This is a genomic window from Pseudomonas sp. JQ36, from assembly GCF_053851495.1.
Genome location: NZ_CM132642.1, coordinates 4,297,875 through 4,316,798, shown reverse-complemented (window position 1 = coordinate 4,316,798; position 18,924 = coordinate 4,297,875). Strand labels below are relative to the sequence as shown.

Genomic DNA, 18,924 nt, shown 5'->3' with positions numbered 1-18,924 from the left:
AGCTGATCCGGAATTTGTTAAGTGGCTGATGGCCCTATCGCGAGCAGGCTCACTCCTACAGTTTGAAATGCGTTCCCTTGTAGGAGTGAGCCTGCTCGCGATGGCGTCTGATCAGCCGCCGCTGACCTCACTGGTGTCCTTGATCAGGTGCGCCGCCAACGTCCGCAACGGCCCCAACTGCCGGCAGATCAGCGCCAGTTGCGTCTGCACCAGTCGCTGTCCTTCATCGATCTCGTCCGGCATCTGCTCCAGCTCATTGGCCAGCGCTTCCTCTTCGTCACTCTGAATCGCCACCGGCTGCTTGTTCGCCAGGCCCTGGGCGATTTCGTCGATACTCATCGCCAGCTTCACCCCGGCACCTTCAATCAAATGCTCACGCACATCGGCTGGCAATTGGGTTTCCCTGTGTGCGCCAAGCCCTGACAGGTAACTCAACAAGGTGTGCGACAGCACCAGAAAACGGAAACCGACGTCCGCTTCCTTACGGAAATGCCCCGGCTCCATCAGCATGTTCGCCAGCGTTGTCGACAGCGCCGCATCGGCGTTGTGCGCGTTGCGTCGGGCCAGGCGATAGGCGAGGTCGTCGCTCTTGCCGGCGGCATATTGCTGCATGATCTGGCGCAGGTAGATGCTGTTGCAGGTCAGGGTGTTGGCCAGCACTTTGTTCAGGCGTCGGCCCTGCCAGTCCGGCAGGAACAGGAACACCGTCAGGCCGGCGATCAGGCTGCCGAGCAGGGTATCGAACAGGCGCGGCAGGAACAGCCCGTAGCCATCGCCGATCTGGTTGAAGCAGAACAGCACCATGATCGTGATGGCGGCGGTCGCCAGGGTGTAGCGTGTGGTGCGGTTGGTAAAGAACACCACCCCGGCGGCGATCGCGAAGCACGACTGCACCAGCGGGCTGGGGAACAGATCGAACAGCGCCCACGCCACTGTCAGGCCGATGGCGGTGCCGAGAATCCGCTGCCCGAGTTTGCGCCGGGTCGCGCCGTAGTTCGGCTGGCAGACGAACAGGGTGGTGAGGATGATCCAGTAACCCTGCGACGGGTGAATCAGGTGCACCATGCCATAGCCGATACTCAGCGCCAGCGGCAGACGCAGGGCATGACGGAACAGCAACGAGGTCGGTGTCAGCTGCGTGCGCAGGCGAATCCATACGTCCTTGAGGTTGCGCGGCGAGCGGTCGAGCAGGCTGCTGTCGGTGGCGTCCGCCAAGGCGTCGGGGTTGCTGGCATCGCTGAGCAAACGGTCGAGGGTGCCGAGGTTGGCTGCCAGTGCGCGCAGCGAACGGAGCAAGCCGCGCCACGCCGGGTTGCTCTGGATGCGCAGGTGTTCAAGGGAGGCATCGAGGTCGGTCAGGGCTTCGGCAAAACTGGCGTCGTAGACGAACGGCTGGCGCATCTGGATCGATTCGGCCAGCGCGCGGCAGGCCTTGCCCTGCTGGCGCAACAAACGCTGGCAGCGGAACAGCACGTCGCTGTGGAAGAACGCATCGGCCAGCGCGTTATACGGATAGTGCGAGGAGCTGGCGCGCTCGTGGATGTCCTGAGCGAGGAAATACAGCTTCAGATAACGACTGACTTTCGAGCCCGGGCGCCCGTTGCCGACCCGGTGCAGAATGATTTCCTTGGCACTGTTCAGCGCTGCGACCACGCGGCCATTCTGCTGCGCCAGTTCCAGGCGCCGTCCTTCGACATCCAGTTGGCGGATCGGCTCGAACAGCGAGGCTTTGAGCTTCAGGTAGAAACCCAGTTCACGGAACAGCCGCGCCAGACTCTGCTGCACCGGCTGGTTGGAAAACATCGCTTGCCACAGCACCGACAGCAGGCCATACCACGCGGCCCCCGCCACCAGCAGCATCGGTTCGTGCCAGAAATCGGTGACCGCACCGCCGCGCTGATCCACGCCGATCATGGTGTAGACCGACAGAATCAAGGTCGCCGAGGCAATCGCGCCATAACGCTCGCCGAGCGCGCCGAGCATGGTCAGGCCGAAACTGGCCAAGGCCAGGGCAATGGCGAACACGATGGGGTAGGGGAAGAGCAGTTCCACCGACAGCGCGGCGATACTGAAACACACCAGTGTTACTGCCAGTGCGTTGAGGCGACCCTGCCAACTGTCGTCGGTCTCGGCCAGGGCGCTGGCGATAATCCCCAGGAACAACGGGATCAGCAGGCCCATTTCATCCTGATACCAACACAGCGCCATGCTGCCGGTCAGGGCGATGAACACCCGCACGCTGTAGCTGAATTTATCCAGCGCCCACAGGCGCCGCAAAGACTGACGAAACGAGGTCGAGGACATGAAGTGCGAAGGCCTTCCGAGGCGATGCCGCTAAATTGAGCCAGTAATGACGCCGACGCAATGGCGCCGATCACATCTGACAGCAAAAAGTGTTCCTTACTGCATCACGCATAACAACTGTGGGAGGGGGCTTGCTCCCGAAAGCGGTGTGTCATTCAACATGTATGTCGACTGATCCAGCGCATTCGCGAGCAAGCCCGCTCCCACAGTTTTTGATTTGTGTTGGATCAGACGTACTGCGCGGCCGCGTACCCCGAAGCCCATGCCCACTGGAAGTTGAAACCGCCCAGATGCCCGGTGACGTCGAGCACTTCGCCAACGAAATAAAGCCCCGGGCTTTTCAGCGATTCCATGGTCTTGGACGACACCTCGCGGGTATCGACGCCACCCAGCGTGACCTCGGCGGTGCGATAGCCTTCGGTGCCGGCCGGGACGACTTTCCAGTTGCCGAGTTTTTCGGCGATCTGCGCCAGTTCGGCGTGGGTGTACTGCTTCATCGGTTTGGACACGAACCAGTTGTCCGCCAGCAGGTTGGCCATCTTCTTGGTGAAGATCTCGCCGAGCAGGGTTTTCAGTTCACTGTTCGGGCGCTCGGCCACTTGCTGTTGCAGCCACGCGGCGGTGTCGTAATCCGGCAGCAGGTTGATCTCCACGGTGTCGCCCGGCTCCCAGAACGACGAGATCTGCAGAATCGCCGGGCCGCTGAGGCCGCGGTGAGTGAACAGGATGTTCTCGCGAAAGCTCTGGTCATTGCAGCTGACCAGGCAATCCACCGAAGTACCGGACAGCTCGGTGCACAATTCCTTGAGCTGATCGGTGATGGTGAACGGCACCAGTCCGGCGCGGGTCGGCAGCAGTTCATGGCCGAACTGTTTGGCCACCTGATAACCGAAACCGGTGGCGCCCAGCGTCGGGATCGACAGCCCGCCGGTGGCGATCACCAGCGACTGGCACTGCAGCTGGCCGAGGGTGGTGTCGAGCAGGTAGCCGCTTTCGACCTTCTCGATGGTCTGGATCGAGGTGTCGAGGTGCAGTTCGACGCCGACCTGATCGCACTCGTCGAGCAGCATGCCGAGGATGTCGCTGGATTTGTTATCGCAGAACAGCTGACCGAGTTTCTTCTCGTGGTACGGCACGCCGTGCTTGGCGACCATGCCGATGAAATCCCACTGGGTGTAGCGCGCCAGTGCCGATTTGCAGAAATGCGGGTTACCCGAGAGGAAATTGCCCGGCTCGGTGTACATGTTGGTGAAATTGCAGCGGCCGCCGCCGGACATCAGGATTTTCTTGCCGGCCTTGTTCGCATGATCGAGCAGCAACACCTGACGCCCACGCCCGGCGGCGGTCAGTGCACACATCAACCCTGCGGCGCCAGCGCCAATGATCACGACTTCGGTAGAGCGCAAAACGGTGTCCTCTTGGTAGGTCGCTACAAAACAAACTGTGGGAGCGGGCTTGCTCGCGAAAGCGGTATGTCAGTTGACACATAAGTCGCCTGATACACCGCATTCGCGAGCAAGCCCGCTCCCACAGGGGATCTTCTTTGCTTGGAAGATCGCTTACAAAACCCGCACGCGCAGCGAACGGCCCTTGATCTTGCCGTTGTTCAAGCGCTGCAGCGCCTGCATGACCACGGTGCGTTCAACGGCGACATACGACTGGAAGTCGAAGATCGCGATCTTGCCCACCTGCGCGCCGGGGATGCCGGCGTCGCCAGTCAGTGCGCCGAGGATGTCGCCCGGACGGACCTTGTCCTTGCGCCCGCCAGCGATGCACAGCGTGCTCATCGGTGGCTGCAGCGGGGCGCCGCCCTGGGACTTGAGGTTGTCCACCTGATCCCAGTTCAGCGGAGCTTTCTGCAGCTGTTCGATGGCTTGCGCGCGATGCGCTTCGGACGGCGCAACGAGGCTGACCGCGATGCCTTTCTCGCCAGCACGACCGGTACGGCCAACGCGGTGGATGTGGATTTCCGAATCGCGGGCCAGCTCGACGTTGATCACCATGTCCAGCGCATCGATGTCCAGACCACGGGCGGCGACGTCGGTGGCGACCAGAACCGAAGTACTGCGGTTGGCGAACATCGCCAGCACTTGATCGCGATCACGCTGTTCCAGATCGCCGTGCAGGCCGACGGCGGAAATGCCTTTGGAGGTCAGGTGGTCAACGGTTTCCTGCACTTGCTGTTTGGTGAAGCAGAACGCCACGCAGGAGGCCGGGCGGAAGTGGTGCAGGACTTTGGTCACGGCGCTCATGCGCTCTTCCGGAGAAATCTCGTAGAAACGCTGCTCGATCTGCGTGTCGTCGTGGAACGCCTCGGCTTTCACCGTTTGCGGATCGCGCATGAATTTCGACGCCAGTTGCTTGATGCCCACCGGATACGTGGCGGAGAACAGCAGGGTCTGACGGCGTGCCGGGGTCTTTTCGATGATGTCTTCGATGGCGTCGTAAAAGCCCATGTCGAGCATGCGGTCGGCTTCGTCGAGGATCAGCGTGTTCAGGCCGTCGAGCACCAGCGAACCCTTGCGCAGGTGTTGCTGGATACGCCCCGGGGTGCCGACGATGATGTGCGCGCCGTGTTCCAGCGAAGCGATCTGCGGGCCGAACGACACGCCGCCGCACAGGGTCAGGACCTTGATGTTGTCTTCGGCACGGGCCAGACGGCGGACTTCCTTGGCGACCTGGTCGGCCAGCTCACGGGTCGGGCAGATCACCAGCGCCTGGCAACCGAAGTAACGCGGGTTGATCGGGTTGAGCAGGCCGATGCCGAACGCGGCGGTCTTGCCGCTGCCGGTCTTGGCCTGGGCGATCAGGTCCATCCCCTTGAGGATCACCGGCAAGCTCTGCGCCTGGATCGGCGTCATCTGGGCATAACCGAGGGATTCGAGGTTAGCCAGCATGGCGGCGGACAGCGGCAGAGTATTAAAAGCGGTGGCGATGGTGGTCACGGGACTGGCCTGCAAAACAAAATGTCGCGCAGTGTAGCAGCCCCGTGCCACTTTCCTCGAAAGTTCTGGACGAACAGTGCCTGAAACCCATGAGAAGGGATTCAACTGTGGCGAGGGAGCTTGCTCCCGCTGGGGCGCGAAGCGGCCCCGCTCTTCAGCTCATAAAGCGGGGGACTGCTGCGCAGTCCAGCGGGAGCAAGCTCCCTCGCCACAAAAGCATTCACTGTTTGTTCAGTGTTCAATGTGCTCATCCGGATGTTCATCCGGGCGTTTGACCCGGCGGCCGTCCTCTTTCGACAGTTGCGAGAAGATCGTCGCCGCCAGCATCGCCATGATCCCCACCGTGACAAACGTCAGCTGGAACGCGCCCAGTACGGTCTCGACGCCATCGTTGCCGATCTCCGCCGTGAAGCCACCAAGCAACGCACCGGCACAGGCCACGCCCAGACTCAGCGACAATTGCGCCACCACCGACAGCAAACTGTTGCCGCTGCTGGCGCTGGCGTCGTCGAGGTCGATCAGGGTTACGGTATTCATCGCGGTGAATTGCAGCGAGTTGATCGCGCCGAGAACCGCCAGCAGGCACAGCAGCAGCCAGTATGGCGTCTGCTCGCTGACCAGGCCCATGCTCGCCAGCATGATCCCCAGTGCCAGGGTGTTGCCGGTGAGCACGATGCGATAGCCAAGGCGTTCGATCAGCGGCCGCGCCATCCACTTGGCAAACATCGCCGCAGCGGCCAGCGGCAGCATGCTCATCCCGGCTTGCGACGGCGAGTAACCCAGCGCCACCTGCAGCAGCAACGGCACCAGAAACGGCAGGGCGCCGCTGCCCAGGCGGGCGAACAGGTTGCCGATAATTCCGACCGCGAAGGTTCGCGTCTTGAACAACGACGGGGCGAACAGCGGATTCTCGATACGCCCGGCACGCAGCCAGTACGCCGCCAGACAGGCGAGACCGCCGAACAGCAGCAACATCACCCGCAGGTGCGGCAAGTGCAATTCGCCCAGACCTTCCATGGCGATGGTGATCAGGATCATCGCCGCGCCAAACAGCAGGAAACCGAGGCTATCGAAGCGCGTGCGTTCAGTACCGCGCAGGTCGGGGATGAATTTCCACACCGCGTAGCAGCCGAGAACACCGACCGGCAGGTTGATCAAAAAGATCCAGTGCCACGTCAGGTATTGCACCATCCAGCCGCCCATGGTCGGGCCGATCAGCGGGCCGAGCAGGCCGGGAATGGTGATGAAACCCATGATCCGCACTAGCTCCGAACGCGGATAGGCGCGCAGCACCACCAGCCGTCCGACCGGCAGCATCAACGCACCGCCCAGGCCCTGGATCACCCGCGCGCCGACCAGCATGCTCAGGCTGCTGGATAACGCGCAGAGCAGCGAGCCGAAACTGAACAGCAGGATCGCGCCGAAGAAAATCTTCTTGGTGCCGAAGCGATCGGCGATCCAGCCCGAAGCCGGAATCAGCAAGGCCACGGTGAGCATGTAGGCGATGACCACGCCTTGCATGCGCAACGGGTCTTCGGCCAGATCCCGGGCCATGGCCGGCAGGGCGGTGTTGAGGATGGTCCCGTCGAGGGACTGCATGAAGAACGCAATGGCGACGACCCACGGCAACCAGCGGGCGGTGATGGCGTCGAGAGGCGGGCGAGTGGGCATGGAACCTCTTGTGGTTGGGCGTTGATGCACAGGCTTTTGGTGGGAGCGGGTTTGCTCGCGAATGCATTGTGTCATTCAATATTTATTGTGGCTGACACACCGCTTTCGCGAGCAAGTCGAATCGTCGCACCGCCGCTCCCACAGTAGATCTCCAGTGTTTTGGAGATCCTGGTGTTACAGGGTCAAGGTCAGTCGGCTCACCAGCGCCCCCGGCAACAACGCCGACGAGGTATTGCGCTGGCTATACGTGCTCGCCGACAGCAGCAACTCGCGCTCGGCGGTCAACGCTTCCAGCTGCGAACCCAGCAGGCTGTAGGCGCTGTCGTCGAAGCGCATGGTGCTGACCGGCGCCTGAATCTCGCCGTTCTCGACCCAGAAAGTTGCGAAGCGGGTCATGCCGGTCAGACGCGCCGCCGGTTGATCCGAGTAGTTCAGGTACCACAGATTGCTAATGTACAGCCCGGTGCCCAACTGCTTGAGGATCTCTGCCTGTGACAGATCACCGGCCGCCATGTTCAGTGCACTTGGCATTTCACCGCCGCCGGCGCCGTTGGCGGTCAGGCCGTATTCGGCGGCACTGCGCGAACCGACCAGTTGATCGCCAGCCTTGCCTTCGACGATCAGCCGCAGATCGCTGCGCGGATAACCCTCGCCGGAGAACGCCGGGCTCAACGAACCGCTGACTTGCTCATCCAGTGAGACCAGCGGACTGAACGTCTGATCGCCGACATACAGCTTCTGCAACGGACTGCTCTTGCTGGCAATCGATTGCGCCGAGAAACCGCCCCAACTGAGCATGCCCATGATTTCCTCCAGCGCGGCCGGCGCCAGGTACGCGCGGTATTGCCCCGGTGGCAGAGTGCGCAACGGTCGACCGAGGAACGCCAGTTGCTCGCGCGCCTGCTGGAAGCGGCGGGCGAAGCCTTCGCTGCTCCATTCGTGCCCGGCGTAGCTGGCTTTCACTGCTTCGCCGTTGTCGTGGAACAGGCTGAAGTCGAAGTTGAAGCTGTTGGCCTGATGCCAGCCAAACGCCCCCGATGAACTGGCGAACCCACGGCTGATAGGGCCGGCAGCATAGAAACCGACCAGATCCAGACCTTCAGCAGCGCTGCAGATTTCCTCGACCACCTGTTCGGTGTCCGGCAGCGGATGTTCCTGCACGTTGTTGCTCTGCCAGCCGTTGTGGTTGAGCAGCAGGTACGGATCCTGTGGCAGCAGCGGCAGGGTTTCGCGCAGTTGTTGCAGGCCTTCGGCGAGGCGTTGCAGGTCGGCTTCCTGATCACCGGACAGGGTGATATGCAGGTCGGCATGGCGCCCGTCGTTGATCAGCTTCAGCCCGACGTCGGCTTGCTGCACCTGGCCGGCCTGACGCACCTTGGCGTGATTGAAGCGCACGAACGCCGAGGATTCGGCGGCGTAGCTGAGGGTGAATTGTTCCGGCTCGCGCACACTGTCGCGCAGCCAATTGACCATGACCTTGAAGGCGTCGGACTGACTCTTCGAAATGCTCATCAGGCGTCTCCCCCAAACACATCAACGTTGCTGAATACGCAGGCCGGCGAAGCGTGGCCGACGCGGATCACCTGGTTTGGCTCGCCCTTGCCGCAGTTTGGCGTGCCCAGCACCTTACGGGTGCCGGCATTGCCAACCGCGCGCAGACTCTTCCAGAAGTGCGCGGAAATGCCCCGGTAGTTCGGATTTTTCACCACACCTTTAAGTTCACCGTTCTCGATCAACTGACCCCACTCGCAACCGAACTGGAATTTGTTGCGCGCATCGTCAATCGACCACGAACGGTTGGTGCTCATCAGAATGCCGTGCTCGATGCCGCTGATCAGTTGCGTCAGCGACTGATCGCCCGGCTCGATGTTGAGGTTGGCCATGCGGTCGATCGGCGGCCGGTTCCAGCCGCAGGCGCGGCTGTTGGCAACCCCGTCGAGACCGGCACGGAACTGTGACAGCGCCCCGCCGAGTGGCCGCAACAACAAGCCTTCGCGAATCAGGAATTGTTTGCTGGCCTTGCTGCCGTCGTCATCGTGGCCGTAACTGGCCAGCTCTTCGGGAACGTCCGGATCGAAGGTCACGTTGAGCAGCTTCGAACCGTATTGCAGGCTGCCGAAGTCGCTGGTTTTGACGAAGCTGGTGCCGGCGTAGTTGCGCTCGTCACCGAGAATCCGGTCCAGCTCCAGCGGGTGCCCGATGGATTCGTGGATCTGCAGCATCATCTGGTCAGGCATCAGCAACAGATCGCGCGGCCCTTGCGGGGTGTTCGGCGCGAGCAGCAGTTGCAGGGCCTGATCGGCCACCTTCGGGCCGGCGCCGACCAGGCCGCAACGGCTGATCACGTCGGCGCCGCCCTGCTGGCCGAAGTTTTCGCGGCCGAGGGAGCGGGTCTGGCTGTCGTTGCCGTCGTAGGCAGTGACGTCGAGACTTGGATAAACGAAGCGTTGGGCCTGGCGTAATTCGGCACCGGCGCTGCTCAGGTAGATCTGCTCGACGTAGGTGATGCCGATGCTCGCCTGCCAATTCACCAGGCGCTCATCCTTTGGCACCGAGGCGGACTCCGCGCCGAGCAGTTCGAAGCATTCGCTCAGGGACGGGAAGGGTTGTTCGAGGTTGGGCGACAAGTAATCAGCGCGATCGCTCGACACTGGCTGATCGCGCAGATCGAGCAAGGCGTGCGGCTTGAGTCGCCGGGCCTGCTGTTCGGCGCGTTCGAGGGCGGCTTGCAGGCCTTGCTGCGACAGGTCGTTGGTCGCCGCATAGGCTTCAACGCCGTTGACCCGCACAGTAAGCATCGCGCCTTCGTCACGGCTCAGGCTCGGCGGTTCGGCGACGTTCTTGCGCACCGACAGGTACTGGCCGGACTCGCGCACATACCGCAGGGAAAAAAACTCGGCGCCCGTGCGCAAGGCAGCGAAGCGCTGCTTGAGCTGGGGGTGAAAATCGAACATTCGGGAACCTCCTTGTTATGGAGTTGCGGGGTGAAGCGATTCGGCGGGGAGGGGTGAAACGATTGCGCGAGGTCTAGAGTAGGCCTGCGTGGGGGTAGGATCAAGTGAAGAGGGGGTGTAGGAGGATTTACTGTGCAGCAGGGGGGAGGGGTATTGAATTGCAGGGCCTCATCGCGAGCAGGCTCACTCCTACAGTTAATCTCCAGTGTCCACATAATGTGTGGTCGCTGGAGATCCTTGTAGGAGTGAGCCTGCTCGCGATTAGCCGTGACGCGGTATTACGTCTTACTGAGCAGCCGGGGTGATATCACGCATCGGCTTGCCCTTCACCGGCGCACCGCCAGCCACGTAGTAGGCAGCATTGCTGCGCGGCAGTGGCTTGCGGCCACGGATCTTGTCGGCGATTTTCTCGGCGATCATGATCGTCGGCGCGTTCAGGTTACCGGTGGTGATGATCGGCATGATCGAAGCATCGACCACACGCAGGCTCTGCATGCCGTGCACGCGACCTTCGCCATCCACTACGGCCATCTCGTCGGTGCCCATCTTGCACGAGCAGGACGGGTGGAACGCGGTTTCGGCGTGCTCACGAATGAACTTGTCCAGCTGCTCATCGGTTTGCACTTCGATGCCCGGGCTGATTTCGCGGCCACGGAAGGCGTCCAGTGCAGGCTGTTGCATGATTTCGCGGGTCAGGCGGATGCCGTCACGGAATTCCTGCCAGTCCTGCTCGGTGGCCATGTAGTTGAACAGGATGCTCGGGTGCTGGCGCGGATCCTTGGATTTGAGCTGGATGCGGCCACGGCTCGGCGAGCGCATGGAACCCATGTGCGCCTGGAAGCCGTGCTCTTTCACACCGTTACTGCCGTTGTAGTTAATCGCTACTGGCAGGAAGTGGTACTGGATGTTCGGCCACTCGAATTCTGGACGCGAACGGATGAAACCGCCGGCTTCGAACTGGTTGCTGGCGCCGATGCCGGTGCCATTGAACAGCCACTCGGCACCGATGGCTGGCTGGTTGTACCAGAGCAGCGACGGGTACAGCGAGACCGGTTGGGTGCAAGCGTATTGCAGGTACAGCTCAAGGTGATCCTGCAGGTTTTCACCGACGCCCGGCAGGTCGTGGACGACCGGGATGTCGAGGCTTTCCAGCAGTTTTGCCGGGCCGACACCGGAGCGCTGCAGAATCTGCGGCGAAGCGATGGCGCCGGAGCACAGCAGGACTTCTTTGCGTGCCTTGGCTTCAACGCGCTCTTCCGCCGAACCGACCAGGTAACGCACGCCGACCGCACGCTTGCCTTCGAACAGAATCTTGTCGGTCAGGGCGTGGGTGACGATGGTCAGGGTCGAACGCTTTTTCGCGACGTCGAGGTAGCCACGGGCGGTGGAAGCACGACGGCCGTTCGGCGTCACGGTGCGATCCATCGGGCCGAAGCCTTCCTGCTGGTAGCCGTTCAAGTCTTCGGTACGCGGGTAACCGGCCTGCACGCCGGCTTCAACCATGGCGTGGAACAGCGGGTTGTTGCCCGCCTTCGGCGTGGTCACGCTGACCGGGCCGTCGCCACCGTGGTAGTCGTTCGGGCCGATGTCGCGGGTTTCCGCTTTACGGAAGTACGGCAGGCAGTCGAGGTACGACCAGTCTTCCAGACCTGGCAGCTTCGCCCAGCCGTCGTAGTCCATCGCATTGCCACGGATGTAGCACATGCCGTTGATCAGCGAGGAGCCGCCGAGGCCCTTGCCGCGACCGCACTCCATCCGGCGACCGTCCATGTGTGGCTCCGGATCGGTTTCATACGCCCAGTTGTAGCGACGACCTTGCAGCGGGAATGCCAGCGCGGCCGGCATTTGTGTGCGGAAGTCAAAACGGTAGTCCGGGCCGCCTGCTTCGAGCAGCAGCACGGTGACGCCTTCGTCTTCAGTCAGACGGGTCGCCAGGGTGTTACCGGCCGAGCCGGCACCGATGATGATGTAATCGAATTCTTGGGACATTGAATGCACCCTCTTTAGATGTGGTCAGGCTGCCGAGTGGCCACTTTCTGTGGCGAGGGAGCTTGCTCCCGCTCGACTGCGAAGCAGTCGCAGAACCTGCGACCGAGCTCTGTCTGGATGAGCGCGGTGTCTGCAGTTGGGGCCGCTGCGCAGCCCAGCGGGAGCAAGCTCCCTCGCCACAAGTGCCCCAACTTCAGAGTTGCGTCAGATCAGAACACCGAGACGTAATCGCCCAGCTCGACCTGTACCGATTTGATGCGTGTGTAGTTGGTCAGCGAGCTGATGCCGTTTTCACGACCCACGCCCGACTGCTTGTAACCGCCAACCGGCATCTTCGCGTCGGACTCGCCCCAGGCGTTGATCCAGCAGATACCGGCTTCCAGTTGATGAATCACGCGGTGTGCGCGGTTCAGGTCTTTGGTAACGATACCGGCGGCCAGGCCGAAGTCGGTGTCGTTGGCGCGGCGGATTACTTCCTCTTCGGTCTCGTAGGACAGGATCGCCATCACCGGGCCAAAGATTTCTTCACGGACGATGGTCATCTCGTCGGTGCAGTCGGTGAACACGGTCGGCGCGACAAATGCACCTTTGGCGAATTCGCCGTCGGTCAGACGCTCGCCGCCGCACAGCACGCGGGCGCCTTCTTCTTTACCCTTGGCGATGTAACCCAGCACGCTTTCCATGTGGGCGAAGCTGACCAGCGGGCCGAAGTTGGTGTTTTCGTCTTCCGGGTTGCCGATGCGGATGCGCGCTACGCGCTCGACGATCTTGGCTTCGAAAGCGGCTTTCAGGTGGCTCGGCACGAATACGCGAGTACCGTTGGTGCAGACCTGACCGGAGCTGTAGAAGTTGGCCATCATCGCGGTGTCGGCGGCGCGATCGAGGTCGGCGTCGTCGCAGATGATCAGCGGCGACTTGCCGCCCAGTTCCATAGTCACGTCTTTCAGCGAGGAAGCCGAAGCGCTGGCCATGACTTTCTTGCCGGTGTCGGTGCCGCCGGTGAAGGAGACTTTTTCGATGCGCGGGTGCTCGGTCAGCCAGGTACCGACTTCACGGCCGCTGCCGGTCAGTACGTTGAAAACGCCGTTTGGCAGGCCGGCTTCGGTGTAGATCTCGGCCAGTTTCAGGGTGGTCAGCGAGGTGACTTCGCTTGGCTTGAAGATCATTGCGTTACCGGCGGCCAGAGCCGGTGCGGATTTCCACAGCGCGATCTGGATCGGGTAGTTCCACGCGCCGATACCGGCAACCACGCCCAGTGGCTCGCGACGGGTGTAGACGAAGGAAGTGTCGCGCAGCGGAATCTGCTCGCCTTCGATCGCCGGTACCAGGCCTGCGTAGTATTCCAGCACGTCGGCGCCGGTGACGATGTCGACGTATTTGGTTTCGGAGAAGGCTTTACCGGTGTCCAGGGTTTCCAGAGCAGCCAGCTCATCGTTGCGCTCGCGCAGGATGTCGACGGCGCGACGCAGGATGCGCGAACGCTCCATGGCGGTCATCGCGGCCCAGATTTTCTGGCCCTTTTCAGCGCTGACCACGGCACGCTCGACGTCTTCCTTGGTCGCGCGTTGCACTTGGGCGAGGACTTCACCGTTCGCCGGGTTGATGGCTTCGAAAGTGGCATCGCTGCCAGCGTCGGAGTACGCGCCATCGATGTAGAGTTTTTGCAGTTCGAAACGGGCCATAGTGTCCTCGCAAGTGCATTGGTTGGTTGGCGTTGACCATCGCGGTGGTGCTGCGATGGCGGTTCAGGGGCCGAGCGTTTTCTGTGTGCTCTAACTCACCTGCTTGGCCAATTGGAAATCCATGTATTCGTAAGCGATCTGTTGCGCCTGCACCGTGTCGAAAGCGTCTCCCGACAGCGCGCCGCGCAACCACAAGCCGTCAATCAACGCTGCCAGTCCACGCGCGGCGCTGCGCGCATCTTCGAGCGGCAGCACACGGCGGAACTCGCAGCACAGGTTGGAATACAGACGGTGATCGTTGATCCGCTGCAACCTGTGCAAAGACGGCTGGTGCATGCTGGTGGCCCAGAAGGCCAGCCAGGTTTTCATTGCCGGGCCATTGACCTGGCTGGCGTCGAAGTTGCCTTCGATGATCACCTGCAGATGCGCCCGTGGGCTGCTGTCTGCCAGCGCCTGACGGCGCGCGGTGACGTTCTCGCTGAGGACATTCATCAGATACCGCATCGTGGCGGCGATCAGGCCGTTCTTGTCCTGAAAGTAGTGACTGATGATGCCATTCGAGACACCGGCCAAACGGGCGATCAGCGCAATGCTGGCGTCCCCCATACCGACCTGATCGACCGCTTGCAACGTGGCTTCGATCAGTTGTTGGCGGCGGATGGGTTGCATACCGACCTTGGGCATCTTGCACATCTCCTTAGGCCTTCCAACGGGCGATAAACGCCTATCGGATTGAGGGCCAGTCTATTTTGTTTTGATTGAACGTTCAATCAACAAAGAATAAGATCTGCGACAAATCGTCGCTGCCTACAGATTTTTTCTGCTTGTAAATGGCGATAAAACGACATCCGAAAATGCTTGAAACCTGCGTGGGGCATGGCGCGGTTCGCTGTTCGATGGACGTGTTGAATGGGCAAGACGCTCGGGGCCAGGTTTCGGATGAACGTCCGCACAGCTTTGGCCACGAAAGCGATTCGCAACGCCATTTCGGCAGGTTCGGGCTTTTTTCGGGGTGTCTTTATATCACCCGCCGGTCGGCTGCCAACTAACCGATTGGTCGGGTTCCGTGTTGCCTTGTGTTCTTCTCTCGCACTGCCTGGAGCATTTGTGCCATGAGTTCTGCCTCGCTAATAAAGACCCCGCCCGAGAAGGTGACGGTCAACGGTTGGGTGTTTTACACCTCTACCGCGTTGATTCTGTTGTTGACCGCCATTCTGATCATCGCCCCGCAAGAGGCCGGCAGAATGTTGGGTATGGCTCAGGCCTGGTTGTCGCGCAGCTTCGGCTGGTACTACATGGTGGTGATCGCCGCGTACCTGGTGTTTGTGGTGGGCCTGGCGTTTTCCTCGTACGGCAAACTCAAACTGGGCAGCAAGGACGACACCCCGGATTTCAGTTACGGCGCCTGGGCGGGGATGCTGTTCTCGTCGGGTATCGGTATTTCGCTGCTGTACTTCGGTGCATCCGAGCCGCTGGATCACTATTTCAATCCGCCGGAAGGCGCAGCGGCCACCAACATGGCTGCGCGTCAGGCGGTGCAACTGACTTTCCTGCACTGGGGCCTGCACGGCTGGGCGATCTATGCGCTGGTCGGTCTGGCCGTGGCGTACTTCGCTTACCGTCATAACCAGCCATTGGCATTGCGCTCGGCGCTGTATCCACTGGTCGGCGAGCGTTGGGTCAAAGGCGCGGCCGGTCACGCGGTGGACGGCTTCGGCATGTTCGTGACCCTGCTGGGCCTGGTGACCAACCTGGGGATCGGCTCGCTGCAGGTGTCCTCCGGCCTGGAAAACCTGTTCGGCATGGAGCACAGCAACACCAACCTGCTGATCGTGATCATCGTGATGAGCACCGTGGCGACCATCGCTGCCGTGTCCGGTGTGGAAAACGGCATCCGTCGTCTGTCCAACCTGAACATCGTGCTGTTCAGCGGCCTGCTGATTTTCGTCCTGTTGTTTGGCCCGACCCTGCACCTGCTCAACGGCTTCGTGCAGAACATCGGCGACTACCTTAACGGCGTGGTGCTGAAGACCTTCGACCTGTACGTCTACGAAGGCGATAACGCCAAGTCCGACCGCTGGCTGGGCCTGTGGACGCTGTTCTACTGGGCGTGGTGGATTTCCTGGGCGCCATTCGTCGGCATGTTCATCGCGCGTATTTCCCGTGGTCGTACCGTGCGTGAACTGGTGGCCGGTGTGCTGCTGATTCCTCTGGGCTTCACCTTGGCCTGGTTGTCGATCTTCGGTAACTCGGCACTGGATCTGGTGATGAACCAGGGGGCGGTGGAGCTTGGCAAGACGGCGCTGGAACAACCGTCGATGGCGATCTACCAGTTGCTGGAACACTACCCGGCGTCGAAAGTCGTCATCGGTGTGTCGATCTTCGTGGGTTTCGTGCTGTTCCTGACCCCGGCCGACTCCGGCGCGGTGATGATGGCGAATCTGTCCTGCAAGGGCGGCAACGTTGATGAAGATGCGCCGCACTGGCTGCGGATCTTCTGGTCGGTGGTGATCACGCTGGTGACCATCGGTCTGCTGTTCGCCGGTAACTTCGAAGCCATGCAAACCATGGTGGTGCTGGCCGGTCTGCCGTTCTCGGTGGTGCTGGTGTTCTTCATGTTCGGTCTGCACAAGGCCATGCGCCAGGACGTGCAGATCGAACAGGAGCAGGCGCAACTGGCTGAGCGCGGTCGTCGTGGTTTCAGCGAGCGTCTGACGCAACTGGACCTGCAACCGAGCCAATCGGTGGTGCAGCGTTTCATGGACAAGCAGGTCAGCCCGGCGCTGGAAGACGCTGCTGCACAAATGCGTGCACAGGGCCTGGAAGTGCAGACGCTGTTGGGCAAATCCAAGCGTTGCATGGGCGTGCGCATCGAGATGGAAGAGGGCAACCCTTTCGTCTACGAAGTGAGCCTGGACGGCTACCTGGCGAACCCGACCGAATCGGCCCAGTCCGATGAAGCGCGCCAGCGTTACTACCGCGCCGAGGTGTATCTGCACAACGGCAGCCAGGACTACGACCTGATGGGCTTCACTCAGGATCAGATCACACGCGATGTGCTCGATCAGTTTGAAAGCCATCGGCAGCTCCTTGGCCGGGTGTATAGCTAAGTTGCAGGTGGTGCGGTGTTTCTGTCTGATGCACCGCGCCGCATTCTTCGCGAGCAAGCCCGCTCCCACATTTGATCGCATTCCCCTGTCTTGACTCGGTCACCTGTGGGAGCGGGCTTGCTCGCGAAGGGGCCATCAGCCCCAACGCTGAACGCCCTGTATACCAACAAACAAAAACGCCGCGATCCTCTCGCGGCGTTTTTGTGTCTGCGGTTCTTACCCCAGGTTCTTGCCCAGCAACGCGTGATACAGCTCGCTGTCGCCAAGAATCCCCACCACATGGTTGTTGTCGTGCAGCACCAGTTTGTTACCGGTCTGGTAGCGAATCTGCAGCGCATCGCGCATGCCGATGTTCGAGTCCACCAGGGTCGGCTTGCGCTCCAAGGCTTCCACCGCTTGCCCCGGTGCCCAGTTCTGCAGGTTCAGCACCGAACCGTTCTGCCGCGCACCCTTGATCGTGTTGCCTTCGGCCAGGTCCAGCCACGAATCGCCACCCGGGTCGAGGCACACCGAACCGTTGATGCGTTTGCAGTTGTCCAGCGTGCGCATCAGACTGCGGCCACACAGGACGTTGAGCGGATTGGTGTGAGCGACGAAGGTGCGCACATAGTCGTCCGCCGGATTGAGCACGATTTCTTCCGGCACGCTGTACTGGATGATCCGGCCGTCCTTCATGATCGCAATGCGACTACCCAGTTTGAGCGCTTCGTCGAGGTCGTGACTCACGAACACGATGGTCTTGCTCAGCTTGCGTTGCAGTTCCAGCAGTTCATCCTGCAGACCCTGACGGATCAGCGGGTCGAGTGCCGAGAACGGTTCGTCCATCAGCAGAATGTCGGCGTCCATCGCCAGCGCCCGGGCCAGGCCCACACGCTGCTGCATGCCGCCGGAGAGTTCATCGGGCTTCTTGTTGCGCCATTGGGTCAGACCCACCAGTTCGAGCTTGTCGTCGACCAGCTTACGGCGTTCCTTTTCCGGTCGGCCCTGCATTTCCAAGCCGAAACTGATGTTCTCGCGCACCGTCAGCCACGGCATCAGGGCGAACTTCTGGAACACCATGGCGATGCGTTTGGTGCGCATCATTTTCAGTTCGGCCGGCGTGCAGGACGCGATATCGATCTGCTTGCCTTCGTGCTCGACGAACAGCTTGCCGCGACTCACGGTGTTGAGGCCGTTGATACAACGCAGCAGGCTCGACTTGCCGGAGCCGGACAGGCCCATCAGTACGCAGATCTCGCCTTTGTTGATGTCCAGGCTGGCCTTTTCCACGCCGACGATCTGCCCGGTTTTTTTCAGGATCTCGCTGCGGGTCAAGCCTTGATCGAGAAGTTTCAGTGCTTCGCGCGGATCCTTGGTGAAGATCACGTCAACGTTATCGAAGCGAATTATGCTCATGCGTCACCCCCTACTTTGGCGTCGGGTTGTTTGCAGATACGGTCGAGCATGATCGCCAGCAGTACGATCGCCAGGCCCGCTTCGAAGCCCAGGGCGATATCAGCAGTGTTCAGTGCGTTGACCACCGGTTTGCCGAGTCCGTCGGCGCCTACCAGTGCTGCGATCACCACCATCGACAGCGACAGCATGATGCACTGGGTGATGCCGGCAGCAATGCTCGGCATGGCGTGAGGCAGTTCGATCCGTGATAGCAATTGGCGACGCGAGCAGCCGAAGGCCTTGCCGGCGTCCATCAGTTCTTGCGGGACATCGCGGATGCCCAGATAGGTCAGGCGGATCGGCGCAGCGATGGCGAACACCACCGTGGAGATCAGGCCCGGCACCACACCCAGCCCGAAGAGGGTCAGGGTAGGAATGAGGTAAACGAAGGTCGGTACGGTCTGCATCAGATCGAGTACCGGGCGCATCACCGTGTAGAACATCGGCTTGTGCGCGGCGACGATGCCCAGCGGCACGCCGATGACCACGCAGACCAGGGTTGCGAACATCACCTGGGCGAGGGTTTCCATGGTCTCCTGCCAGTACCCCAGATTGAGGATCAGCAGAAAGGAGGCGACCACAAACGCGGTCAGGCCCCACTTGCGTTGAATCAGATGGGCGATGATTGCAATCAGGCCAATCAAGACCAGTGGGTTGAACCAGGTCAGCGCAAACGTCACGCCGTGGATCATCGTTTCCAGTGTCACGGCGATTGCGTCGAAGGTGTTGGCGCCGTGTTGCGTCAACCATTCAACGAAGCCCGCGATGTACTGGCCTAAAGGGATTTTCTGATCAATCAGCATGGTAGTGAACGTCCGCATGCAAGGAATAAACA

The 18,924-nt window shown here is 61.3% G+C and carries 12 protein-coding genes; 1 reads left to right on the top strand and 11 read right to left on the bottom strand.

The window, feature by feature from the left end:
- Nucleotides 1-111: 111 nt before the first annotated feature.
- The 9 genes from yccS to betI all read right to left on the bottom strand — a co-directional run bounded on the left by yccS (nucleotide 112) and on the right by betI (nucleotide 14,229).
- Nucleotides 112-2,304, bottom strand: a complete 2,193-nt coding sequence (gene yccS / locus ACS4NR_RS19445; protein WP_456018109.1) for a YccS family putative transporter — start codon at nucleotides 2,302-2,304, stop codon at nucleotides 112-114.
- A gap of 227 nt (nucleotides 2,305-2,531) precedes the next feature.
- Nucleotides 2,532-3,710, bottom strand: coding sequence for an NAD(P)/FAD-dependent oxidoreductase (locus ACS4NR_RS19440; protein WP_456018107.1), 1,179 nt, complete (start codon nucleotides 3,708-3,710; stop codon nucleotides 2,532-2,534).
- A gap of 153 nt (nucleotides 3,711-3,863) precedes the next feature.
- Nucleotides 3,864-5,249, bottom strand: a complete 1,386-nt coding sequence (gene dbpA / locus ACS4NR_RS19435; RefSeq protein WP_007962660.1) for an ATP-dependent RNA helicase DbpA — start codon at nucleotides 5,247-5,249, stop codon at nucleotides 3,864-3,866.
- Between the two features lie 231 nt (nucleotides 5,250-5,480).
- Nucleotides 5,481-6,995 (bottom strand): multidrug transporter subunit MdtD, encoded by a 1,515-nt coding sequence (mdtD, locus tag ACS4NR_RS19430; protein WP_456018105.1) that lies wholly within the window; start codon nucleotides 6,993-6,995, stop codon nucleotides 5,481-5,483.
- A gap of 99 nt (nucleotides 6,996-7,094) precedes the next feature.
- Entirely contained in the window at nucleotides 7,095-8,432 is a 1,338-nt protein-coding gene (locus ACS4NR_RS19425) for a TldD/PmbA family protein (protein ID WP_095137486.1), read from the bottom strand.
- Nucleotides 8,432-9,874 (bottom strand): TldD/PmbA family protein, encoded by a 1,443-nt coding sequence (locus tag ACS4NR_RS19420; RefSeq protein ID WP_456018104.1) that lies wholly within the window; start codon nucleotides 9,872-9,874, stop codon nucleotides 8,432-8,434. The genes ACS4NR_RS19425 and ACS4NR_RS19420 overlap by 1 nt, the downstream gene beginning before the upstream one ends.
- A 285-nt stretch (nucleotides 9,875-10,159) precedes the next feature.
- Nucleotides 10,160-11,863, bottom strand: coding sequence for a choline dehydrogenase (betA, locus tag ACS4NR_RS19415; RefSeq protein ID WP_095137484.1), 1,704 nt, complete (start codon nucleotides 11,861-11,863; stop codon nucleotides 10,160-10,162).
- A gap of 209 nt (nucleotides 11,864-12,072) precedes the next feature.
- On the bottom strand, nucleotides 12,073-13,545 hold the full coding sequence (gene betB / locus ACS4NR_RS19410) for a betaine-aldehyde dehydrogenase (protein WP_027610639.1): 1,473 nt from the start codon (nucleotides 13,543-13,545) through the stop codon (nucleotides 12,073-12,075).
- A gap of 90 nt (nucleotides 13,546-13,635) precedes the next feature.
- Nucleotides 13,636-14,229 (bottom strand): transcriptional regulator BetI, encoded by a 594-nt coding sequence (gene betI / locus ACS4NR_RS19405; RefSeq protein WP_095137483.1) that lies wholly within the window; start codon nucleotides 14,227-14,229, stop codon nucleotides 13,636-13,638.
- Nucleotides 14,230-14,657: 428 nt separating this feature from the next.
- Between betI and betT the strand changes: the two genes are divergently transcribed.
- Complete coding sequence (betT, locus tag ACS4NR_RS19400) at nucleotides 14,658-16,655, top strand: choline BCCT transporter BetT (protein WP_456018103.1); 1,998 nt, start codon at nucleotides 14,658-14,660, stop codon at nucleotides 16,653-16,655.
- A gap of 216 nt (nucleotides 16,656-16,871) precedes the next feature.
- On the opposite strand, the gene choV is transcribed toward betT, so the two are convergent.
- A complete protein-coding gene (choV, locus tag ACS4NR_RS19395; RefSeq protein WP_007962646.1) occupies nucleotides 16,872-18,050 on the bottom strand; it encodes a choline ABC transporter ATP-binding protein in 1,179 nt (392 codons plus the stop codon).
- Nucleotides 18,047-18,892, bottom strand: a complete 846-nt coding sequence (gene choW / locus ACS4NR_RS19390; protein WP_095121426.1) for a choline ABC transporter permease subunit — start codon at nucleotides 18,890-18,892, stop codon at nucleotides 18,047-18,049. The genes choV and choW overlap by 4 nt, the downstream gene beginning before the upstream one ends.
- Nucleotides 18,893-18,924: the final 32 nt, after the last annotated feature.